General features: G+C 56.5%; 1 rRNA gene. It reads left to right on the top strand.

Going from position 1 to position 3,172, the window contains the following annotated elements:
- The first annotated feature begins 26 nt into the window (after nt 1-26).
- A 23S ribosomal RNA gene (locus ACNPQM_RS43615) occupies nt 27-3,150 on the top strand.
- The last annotated feature ends 22 nt before the right edge of the window (nt 3,151-3,172 follow it).

The following is a 3,172-nucleotide window of genomic DNA, read 5'->3' as shown; positions in this document are numbered from 1 at the left end:
ACTTCACAGTGGACGCGAGCATCTGTGGCCAAGTTTTTAAGGGCGCACGGTGGATGCCTTGGCACCAGGAACCGATGAAGGACGTGGGAGGCCGCGATAGGCCCCGGGGAGCTGTCAACCGAGCTTTGATCCGGGGGTGTCCGAATGGGGAAACCCGGCAGTCGTCATGGGCTGTCACCCGCTGCTGAACACATAGGCAGTGTGGAGGGAACGAGGGGAAGTGAAACATCTCAGTACCCTCAGGAAGAGAAAACAACCGTGATTCCGGGAGTAGTGGCGAGCGAAACTGGATGAGGCCAAACCGTATGCGTGTGATACCCGGCAGGGGTTGCGCATGCGGGGTTGTGGGATCTCTCTTTCACGGTCTGCCGGCCGTGAGACGAGTCAGAAACCGTTGATGTAGGCGAAGGACATGCGAAAGGTCCGGCGTAGAGGGTAAGACCCCCGTAGCTGAAACATTGACGGCTCGTTTGAGAGACACCCAAGTAGCACGGGGCCCGAGAAATCCCGTGTGAATCTGGCGGGACCACCCGCTAAGCCTAAATATTCCCTGGTGACCGATAGCGGATAGTACCGTGAGGGAATGGTGAAAAGTACCGCGGGAGCGGAGTGAAATAGTACCTGAAACCGTGTGCCTACAAGCCGTGGGAGCGTCGCTGTTGTTCTTCGGAGCAACAGTCGTGACTGCGTGCCTTTTGAAGAATGAGCCTGCGAGTTTGCGGTGTGTTGCGAGGTTAACCCGTGTGGGGAAGCCGTAGCGAAAGCGAGTCCGAATAGGGCGGTTGAGTAGCACGCTCAAGACCCGAAGCGGAGTGATCTAGCCATGGGCAGGTTGAAGCGGAGGTAAGACTTCGTGGAGGACCGAACCCACCAGGGTTGAAAACCTGGGGGATGACCTGTGGTTAGGGGTGAAAGGCCAATCAAACTCCGTGATAGCTGGTTCTCCCCGAAATGCATTTAGGTGCAGCGTCGTGTGTTTCTTGCCGGAGGTAGAGCACTGGATAGGCGATGGGCCCTACCGGGTTACTGACCTTAGCCAAACTCCGAATGCCGGTAAGTGAGAGCACGGCAGTGAGACTGTGGGGGATAAGCTCCATGGTCGAGAGGGAAACAGCCCAGAGCATCGACTAAGGCCCCTAAGCGTACGCTAAGTGGGAAAGGATGTGGAGTCGCAGAGACAACCAGGAGGTTGGCTTAGAAGCAGCCACCCTTGAAAGAGTGCGTAATAGCTCACTGGTCAAGTGATTCCGCGCCGACAATGTAGCGGGGCTCAAGCGTACCGCCGAAGTCGTGTCATTCGTACATGTATCCCCAACGGGAGTACGGATGGGTAGGGGAGCGTCGTGTGCCGGGTGAAGCAGCCGCGGAAGCGAGTTGTGGACGGTTCACGAGTGAGAATGCAGGCATGAGTAGCGATACACACGTGAGAAACGTGTGCGCCGATTGACTAAGGGTTCCTGGGTCAAGCTGATCTGCCCAGGGTAAGTCGGGACCTAAGGCGAGGCCGACAGGCGTAGTCGATGGACAACCGGTTGATATTCCGGTACCCGCTTTGAAACGCCCAATACTGAATCAGGCGATGCTAAGTCCGTGAAGCCGGCCCGATCTCTTCGGAGTTGAGGGTAGTGGTGGAGCCGACGAACCAGACTTGTACTAGGTAAGCGATGGGGTGACGCAGGAAGGTAGTCCAGCCCGGGCGGTGGTAGTCCCGGGGTAAGGGTGTAGGGCGTGTGGTAGGTAAATCCGTCACACTTGTGCCTGAGACCTGATGCCGAGCCGATTGTGGTGAAGTGGATGATCCTATGCTGTCGAGAAAAGCCTCTAGCGAGTTTCATGGCGGCCCGTACCCTAAACCGACTCAGGTAGTCAGGTAGAGAATACCGAGGCGTTCGGGTGAACTATGGTTAAGGAACTCGGCAAAATGCCCCCGTAACTTCGGGAGAAGGGGGGCCATCACTGGTGATTGGATTTACTCCATGAGCTGGGGGTGGCCGCAGAGACCAGCGAGAAGCGACTGTTTACTAAAAACACAGGTCCGTGCGAAGCCGTAAGGCGATGTATACGGACTGACGCCTGCCCGGTGCTGGAACGTTAAGGGGACCGGTTAGCCGACTTTCGGGTTGGCGAAGCTGAGAACTTAAGCGCCAGTAAACGGCGGTGGTAACTATAACCATCCTAAGGTAGCGAAATTCCTTGTCGGGTAAGTTCCGACCTGCACGAATGGCGTAACGACTTCTCGACTGTCTCAACCATAGGCCCGGTGAAATTGCACTACGAGTAAAGATGCTCGTTTCGCGCAGCAGGACGGAAAGACCCCGGGACCTTTACTACAGTTTGATATTGGTGTTCGGTTCGGCTTGTGTAGGATAGGTGGGAGACTTTGAAGCAGCCACGCCAGTGGTTGTGGAGTCGCCGTTGAAATACCACTCTGGTCGTGCTGGATGTCTAACCTGGGTCCGTGATCCGGATCAGGGACAGTGTCTGATGGGTAGTTTAACTGGGGCGGTTGCCTCCTAAAGAGTAACGGAGGCGCCCAAAGGTTCCCTCAGCCTGGTTGGCAATCAGGTGTTGAGTGTAAGTGCACAAGGGAGCTTGACTGTGAGACCGACGGGTCGAGCAGGGACGAAAGTCGGGACTAGTGATCCGGCAGTGGCTTGTGGAAGCGCTGTCGCTCAACGGATAAAAGGTACCCCGGGGATAACAGGCTGATCTTCCCCAAGAGTCCATATCGACGGGATGGTTTGGCACCTCGATGTCGGCTCGTCGCATCCTGGGGCTGGAGTCGGTCCCAAGGGTTGGGCTGTTCGCCCATTAAAGCGGTACGCGAGCTGGGTTTAGAACGTCGTGAGACAGTTCGGTCCCTATCCGCTGCGCGCGTAGGAATATTGAGAAGGGCTGTCCCTAGTACGAGAGGACCGGGACGGACGAACCTCTGGTGTGCCAGTTGTCCTGCCAAGGGCATGGCTGGTTGGCTACGTTCGGAAAGGATAACCGCTGAAAGCATCTAAGCGGGAAGCCTGCTTCAAGATGAGTATTCCCACCTCCTTGAGGGGTTAAGGCTCCCAGTAGACGACTGGGTTGATAGGCCAGATGTGGAAGCCCGGTAACGGGTGGAGCTGACTGGTACTAATAGGCCGAGGGCTTGTCCTCAGTTGCTCGCGTCCACTGTGTT

The organism is Streptomyces sp. NPDC056231 (genome assembly GCF_048270745.1).
Taxonomy (GTDB): Bacteria; Actinomycetota; Actinomycetes; order Streptomycetales; family Streptomycetaceae; genus Streptomyces.
This window is presented reverse-complemented; position numbering and strand designations above follow the sequence as displayed.